This window comes from Zarconia navalis LEGE 11467 (genome assembly GCF_015207075.1).
In the GTDB taxonomy this organism is placed as follows: domain Bacteria; phylum Cyanobacteriota; class Cyanobacteriia; order Cyanobacteriales; family Geitlerinemataceae; genus Zarconia; species Zarconia navalis.
Window position 1 is genome coordinate 1 of sequence record NZ_JADEXN010000190.1, and the last position, 8,737, is coordinate 8,737.

Annotated in this window: 1 protein-coding gene; it reads left to right on the plus strand. The window is 56.4% G+C overall.

The genetic code is table 11. The features are described 5' to 3' along the window. On the plus strand, positions 1–8,737 hold an 8,737-nt coding region (locus IQ235_RS11530), incomplete at both ends, for a beta strand repeat-containing protein (RefSeq protein WP_264321612.1).

The window sequence follows — 8,737 nt, forward strand, 5'->3', positions numbered from 1 at the left end:
ACTCAGGATGTATTAGTCACCGAAACCGGAACCAGCACCGGGGATGCTGGCGATACCGTCACCCTGACGATTACCCTCACCCACGATGCCACCACTCCCGATGCCTTTGAGACGGCCCTCACCGATGCAATTCCCGCCGAAATTCAGAGTCCCAATCTGGCATCGGCAACGTTCAATGGCACGGATGTCAGCGGCGATTTCGACCTTACCGGAAATAACTTAACCACGCTCAACCCCTTCGATCTCACCAACGGTGGTGAAATCGTCGTCACCATCACCGGGACGTTGAGTTCGGCAGTTGCCCCCAACCAGGAAATCGACAACAATGCCGATGTCACCTTCAGCAGCTTGGATGGCGACGGCAACGCTGGGGTAGACCCGGATACGAACATCCTGGACGACAACGCCAACGACACTACAGACGATCGCTCCACTTTCGTTAACCCGGCCAACGACGACGAGCGGGATTATACCGCAGCAGCCACGGGGACGGTTCTGATCGAGAACGTATCGCCGGTGAAGTCGATCGTCGGTAGTTCGGAAGCCGAAACCGACAATACGACGACCAATACAGAAGGCAACGTGATTACCGATGATGTGGCGATCGGGGAGACGGTCACTTTCCGCTTAGTGGTGGGTCTGTCTGAAGGGACGATTAACGGATTGAAACTTCAGGACAACTTACCAGATGGGATGCAGTTTGTCAATGGCACGGCGCGAGTGGCATTGGTGAATACCGATACCAACAACCTCGCCACCAACGAAGCGGGATTGAGTGGGGCGATCGTTGCCAATGAAAACGATGCGTTCACCCCAACCGTTGCGTTCCCCGATGCCAGCGTTTCGACAACTGCTACCGGCAACGACGATAACTACGGTTCTGGGACGGACATCTTCTTCTCCTTCGGCGACGTGACCAACACCGGAACTAACGCCGGTAGCGAGTTTCTCGTCGTCGAATACGATGCGGTGGTTCTCGACGTTCCCGGCAATGAAGGCGGCGTATCGCCCACGGCCCTAACCAACAACTTCGATGTCATCATCAGCGGCAGCAGCGTCAACACCTCCACCGATGCGACGGTTACAGTTCTCGAACCGGAATTGGCGATCGTCCAGTCCCTGACCCTTAACGGCGTGACGGCGGATGAAACCGATACAACGACGGTTCCTGGCGGAGATGCTGGGGATGAAGTCACCATTACTCTCGATGTCACCAACAGCGGGACTGCCGGGGCCTACGAAGTCGTCGTCAGCGATATCCTCGACCCCGCGAAGTTCGACCTGAGTACCGTTGACTTTGGTACAGAAGGCACAGACTATCCAACGGGATACACCCCGGCAGTGGATTTAGTAACCGGAGAAGTCACCTTCACTGGAGGAGATATCGATGGCGGCAATACGAATCAGCAATTCTCCTTCACAGTCGATTTAGCCGATGCGGTTGAACCGGGCGAAACCATCGACAACGTGGCCAACATCACCGAAGCCACCACGATCGACGGTACGCCGGTATCGGGCATCGAACGGGACATTGCTGACCCGGATGATATTGCCTCCAATACCGAGGCGTTGACCATTGACGGGCCAACTCTGGCGACTCGATTGGTAGAGACGGAAATTAACGATGGCAACAACGACAATACCGAAGCGGTTATTGGCGAACTGGTCACCTACGAACTGACCCTGACGATTCCCGAAGGAACCACCCCAACCTCCGTCCTCAGCGATACCCTCGATCCGGGTCTGGCTTTCGTCGGATTCACCAGCATCGACCTGGGTGGCACAACTTCCACAACCATTGATGATGGAGATGTCGCCGACCTCACCGCAAATACTAACGTCACCAACGACGGTTCGGATATCGAAATTGACCTCGGCAACTTGCTGAACGCCGGAGACAACGTTGGAACCCAAACCATCACCATCCAGTACCAGGCAGTGGTGCAGAACGTACCTGCCAACCAAGGCGACGGTAGCGAAACCAGTCCTTCTCTCAACAACGACCCCTCCTTTAGTTGGGATAACGGTGCGGTTCAAACCATCGAAGAAGATGCGCTTTCGGACGACATCACTGTCATCGAACCGGATTTAGACATCGTCAAAGAGGTTCTCGTCGATGGTTCTGGAACCGAAGGGGATGGCGGCGACTCCGTGGTGTATACCATCACGATCGAACATACCGGGGACAGCACCGCCGATGCCTTCGATCTGAACCTGACTGATGCTTTGCCGCCGGAATTCGTTCCCGATGGCAGTCCCATTAGCCTCGGTGCGGGGAATACTTCCGGTGCAACGGCTGGAGACTTCAGCATCGATGGTAGCAACAACTTGCAAGTCGTTCCCGGTAACGTCGATTTGGCCTTGGGTCAGGTTCTCGTCCTCGAAATCAGCGGCACAATTCCCGATACCGTCGAGACGGGAGATACTGCCGACAGCACTGCTACAGTCACCTGGACGAGTTTGGATGGAGAGGTGAGCGATCGCTCCACCCACACCACCGTTGGCGACGAAGAACGTACCGGAGACGGTACAGGCGACAACGACTACACCGCTGACGATAACGCCGAATTTACCATTACTGGCACACCAGAAATCACCACGGAGTTAGTGGGTAGCGAACTCGATAACGGTGTGGATAACGGCAACACCGATGCGGTTCCCGGCGAACTGGTCACCTTCCGCACCACCATCACCGTCCCCGAAGGAACCACCTCTGGCGTGGTGTTGCAAGAACTCCTCGATCCGGGTCTGGCGTTTGTTGAAATCACCAGCATTTCCACCCCAGAAGGCGACGTAACCGGCGGATTTGACTTCAACGACGCAACCGCAGCAAACGGTACGGCAACTCCCGGAACTAACGGCAGCGACTTCACCCTGAACTTGGGCGATGTGGTTAACACTGCCAATTCCGATGGTTCCCCCGAGACGATCGTTGTCGAGTACACCGCCGTCGTCCTCAACGATGCGGCAAACCAAAGCACCGATAACGAAACCGGCCCGACCCTCAACAATACGGCAACGCTGGACTGGACGAACAACCCCACTCCCGGTACACCTCTGTCAACCACTTCGTTTGAAGAAGTTTCCGTCGTCGAACCGCAATTGGAAGTCGTTAAAGATGTAGCAGTTAACGGTGCGGGTGCTGAAGGCGATGCTGGCGACCCGATCGTCTACACCATCACCATCCAACACACTGGCAGCAGCGAAGCCGATGCGTTTGATGTCAACCTCACCGATGTTCTGCCCGCCGGATTCGTCCCCGACGGTAGTCCCATCAGCGTCACCAACAACACCACCGGCAACACCATTCAAGACAGCGATTTCGAGATTGGTGGGGGGAACACTCTGCAAGTGGTTTCGGGCAGCAACATCGATATTCCCGAAGATACGCTGATTACTCTGACCGTCAGCGGAACCCTCGCCGACGGCGTTCAGTCGGGTGAGGAAATCAACAGCCCCGCCGAAATCGCTTGGACGAGTATCGACGGCGATGCCACCGACCTTTCAGCCCACACCACCACGGGTGATACCGAACGCACCGGAGTTGATGGAGAAGGCGCGGGCCTGAATAACTACGCCGATAGCGACGATGCCCCGGCGACAGTAACTGGCGACATCAGCATCGAGAAGACCATCACCGACACCAGCGAACCCGATGCCGACACCTTGGGCAATAACGTTGCCATTGGCGAAGTGGTCACCTATCAAATCGCCGTCACCATTCCCGAAGGTTCCACAGAAGGTATTGTCGTTACCGACGACCTGCCACCGGGTCTGCAACTGACCGGAACTCCCACCATCATTACCAATGACTTGAACGGTACGGTAACGCCGTTGACCACCACTGGCGGCACCAACAGCGGCGACCCGATTACCTTCAACATCGACACCGCCACCGCAGCAGGAGATAACGACCCCGGCAACAACACCTTCATCATCGAATACCAAGCGGTGGTGTTGGATACCGTTGATGGGGATGGAACTCCTGGAGATAACGTCGATGGTACGACTCTCACCGGAGATGCCCAGTTAGTTCATAACGATGCTGATGGCAATCCGATTGCTACGCCCATCGAAGCCCCCACGGAACCGACAGTTACCGTGGTCGAACCCGTCCTCGAAATCGTCCAGACCCTCGAACTCAACGGAGAAACGGCCACCAATGCCGATGCAACAGTTCCTTCTGGAGATGCGGGAGATACGGTCACCATCACCCTCGATGTCACCAACAGCGGAACCGGTGGGGCGTTTGAAGTCGAAATTCAAGACCTCCTCGACCCAGCGAAGTTCGATCTGAGTACCATTGACTTCGTTACCACTCCAGATGGAATGGGGAACGTGAATGGCGATGGGATTAGCTACACCGGAGTGGACGTTGCGGTCGGAGAGACCGAGACGTTTGTCTTCACCGTGAAACTCGCCGATGGAGTCAATCCTGGGGAAACCCTCAATAACGTGGCGACGATCGTTGAAGGAGATACGATCGATGAAGCCCCCGATGCTGGGGTGGAACGGGATATTACCAACCCGGATGATATCGATTCCAACCCAGAAGCCCTCGTTATCAACGGACCGACTCTGGAGACTCGGTTGGTGGAGACGGCGATCGATAATGGCAATGGCAACGGCAATACCGAAGCCGCCATCGGCGAACTAGCCACCTACGAACTGACGCTAACGATTCCTGAAGGAACCACCCCTGATGCCGTCCTCAGCGATGCCCTCGATTCGGGTCTGACCTTTGTGGAGTTCACCAGTATTACCTTTGATGGGGTGGATGCTGCCAACGTCACCGATGAAGCAACTCTCGCAGCGAATACAACCGTTGCCCCCAATGGAACGGGCTTCGACATCAACCTGGGAGATTTGGTCAGCAACAATGTTGATGGCAACCCAGAAACCATCACCATCCAATACACGGCGGCGGTATCGAACGATGCGGCAAACCAAGGGGAAACCCCCTCTGCCCTAAACAACGACCCCTCCTTTACCTGGAACGGTGGGGCAAATTCGATCGACGACCCCGTTGCCCCCTCCGAAGAGATTTCCGTTGTCGAACCGCAACTGGAAGTCATCAAAGATGTGGAGGTTAACGGTTCTGGCGACCAAGGCGATGCTGGCGACCCGATCGTCTACACCATCACTATTCAGCACACCGGAGATAGCACTTCCGACGCTTTCGATGTCAACCTTAACGACGTCTTACCTGATGGATTTGTCCCCGATGCCGATGCCATCAGCGTCATCAACAACACCACTGGCAACACCATTCAAGATAGCGATTTCGAGGTTGGTACGGGTAATACTCTGCAAACAACGGGCGACATCGACATTCCCGAAGACACGCTGATTACCCTCACCGTTAGCGGAACCCTCGCCGATGGCGTTCAGTCTGGAGAAACCGTCAACAGCCCTGCCGAAATCACCTGGACGAGTGTTGATGGCGATGCTAGCGATATTTCCGACCACACCACCACCGGCGATACCGAACGTACCGGTGCAGATGGCGAAGGCGCTGGTCTCAATAACTACGCCGACAGCGACGATGCCCCGGCGACGGTAACCGGCGACATCAGCATTGAGAAGACCATCACCGACACCAGCGAACCCGATGCCGACACCTCCGGCAATAACGTTGCCATTGGCGAAGTGGTCACCTATCAAATCGCCGTCACCATTCCCGAAGGTTCCACAGAAGGGATCGTCGTCACCGACGACTTGCCACCGGGTCTACAACTAACCGGAACTCCTACCATTATCGATACGGGATTGAACGGTACGGTCACCCCTTTAACCACCACTGGTGGAACCAACAGCGGCGACCCGATTACCTTCAACATCGACACCGCCACGGCAACGGGAGATAACGACCCCGGCAACAACACCTTCATCATCGAATACCAAGCGGTGGTGTTGGACGAAGCCGGTAACGTCGATACCACCACCCTGACTGGAGATGCCCAGTTGGTTCACGACGATGCTGAGGGCAATCCCATTACCACTCCCATCGAAGCCCCCACGGAACCGACAGTCACTGTGGTCGAACCCGTCCTCGAAATCGTCCAGACTCTCGAACTCAATGGGGAAACGGCTACCAATGCCGATACAACAGTTCCTTCCGGAGATGCGGGCGATACGGTCACCATCACTCTCGATGTCACCAACAGCGGAACTGGTGGGGCGTTTGAGGTGGAGATTCAAGACCTCCTCGACCCGGCTAAGTTCGACCTAAGTACCATTGACTTCGTTACCACCCCCGATGGAATGGGGAACGTGAATGGCGATGGGATTAGCTACACCGGAGTGGACGTTGCGGTCGGCGAGACTCAGCAGTTCGTGTTCACTGTAGAACTCGCTGATGGAGTCAGTCCTGGGGAAACCCTCAATAACGTGGCGACGATCGTTGAAGGAGATACGATCGATGAAGCCCCTGATGCGGGCGTAGAACGGGATATTGCCGACCCGGATATCGATTCCAACCCAGAAGCCCTGATTATCAACGGGCCGCAGTTGGAGACTCGGTTGGTTCAAACGGCGATCGATAATCCTAACAACGGCAATACCGAAGCGGCTGTTGGCGAACTGGCTACCTACGAACTCACCCTAACGATTCCTGAAGGAACCACTGCCCAGGCTGTCCTCAACGATGCCCTCGATGCCGGTCTGGCGTTTGTGGAGTTCACCAGCATCAACCTGAATGGCATCACCTCCACCACCGTCAACGACCTGACAGACCTCAATGGCAGCACCACGGTGGGAACCGATGGAACGGGCTTTAATATCGACCTGGGTAACCTGGTAAATGCCGGGGACCAAGATGGCGACCAGAGTATCACCATTCAATATACGGCGGTGGTGTTGAACGAGGCGGTTAACCAAGGGGAAACCCCCTCCGCCCTCAATAACGACCCCTCCTTTAGCTGGAACAACGGGGCAGATACGATCGACGATCCTCTCGCCGCCTCCGAAGAGATTTCTGTTGTCGAACCGCAACTGACCATCCAAACGGAAGTCCTCGAAGACCCCAGCACCCCTCAAGAAAATGTCCGCCGCAACATCGGCGATACGGTGCGGGTGCGGTTAACTCTTTCCAGCGACGATGCGGATGCGTTCGGGGCCGATGCCTATGATGTGGCGTTGTCGAACGCCCTTCCTGCTGGTGTAACCTTTGCGGGCAACCTCGCTTACGTCTCTGGAGTGGCACCGAATGCGGGAACGCTGACGGAAGCAGGCGGTACGGTGAACGCCACCTTTGACCAGTTCCCCGATGGCAGCGAATCGGTTATCGAGTTCGACGTGACCCTCGACGGTACGGTGGCGGCTGGAGATATCACCGATACGGCCGCGATTACCTACAGCAGTGTCCCCGGCGACCCCGGAACCATCAGCACCCATAATGCCGCTTCCACGGAACGCACTGGTGATGGCGGACTCAACGATTACCGCGACGACGATCCGGCTTCGATTACTGTTAACCAGCCTCCCGAAACCGACGATGCGGAGGAGTTCGTCGCCCCCGAAGAGACGATTAACGTTCTCAACATGGGCGGCAACGATACCGATGGCGGAACGGTGGATGAATTCCGCATCGATACCCTGCCCGATCCTGCCGACGGTATCCTCTATCTGGGCGATCCGGCAACGGGTGGAACTCCCATTAACGTCAATCAAATCATCCCCGCCGACCAGATTGGCAATCTCTACTTCACAGCTACTCCCGGCTTCGTCGATGGTGGAGAATTCACCTACTCGGCGATCGATAACGAAGGAGGTATCGACCAAACCCCGAATACCGTCACCCTGACCCCGAATATTCGTCCGGAAACCGTCGATGCGATCGATCGCGTTCCTCCCGAAGGCACGATTAACGTCGAAGGCTTGGATGGCAGCGACCCCGACGGTACGGTAGTTGAGTACGAAATCACCTCCCTACCCGGTGACGGAACTCTGTTCTCGGGCGACCCGGCAACTGGAGGCACTCCCGTCAACGTGGGCGATCGCATTCCTTTCGACCAAATCGACAACCTGTTCTTCACCGCACCCCCTGACTTCACCGGAACGACCTTCGAGTACTTCTCAGTTGATAACGAAGGGGCAACAGACTTGACTCCGGCGGTCGTCACCATCGACTCCAACCCCCGCCCGGAAACCAACGAGGTCATCAACAACGTTCCCCTAAGTTCCAACGTTCCCCTAACGGGTCTAGTAGGCCCCTTGGGCGGCAGCGACCCCAACGGGACGGTGGACGAGTTCCGGATCGTTTCCGTCCCCGATCCGGCCGATGGCGTTCTGTTCCTGGGCGATCCCGCGAATGGCGGTACAGTCCTGTCTGCGAACGATACGGTGACCGCCGGTCAAATTAATAACCTGTTCTTCCAATCCACGGGCAACTTCGACGGCGCAACCTTCGAGTACGCGGCGATCGATGATGAAGGGGCCGAAGATTTGACCCCGGCAACGGTGACCCTGAACGCACCCCCCGAGACGATCGACTCTAGCGGAACGGTTCCCCCCAACGGCACGATCCCAATCGAGAACCTGGGCGGCAGCGACCCGGATACGATGGTACAGTTCTACACCATCGATAGTCTGCCTCCTGCCGCCGATGGCATCCTCTACCTCGGCAGCGCTACCCCCGGTAACGAAGTTCAGGTGGGAGACAACCTCACCCCGATGGAACTCGACCAACTGTTCTTCACCGCATCGCCCACCTTTACCGGCGATACCACCTTTACCT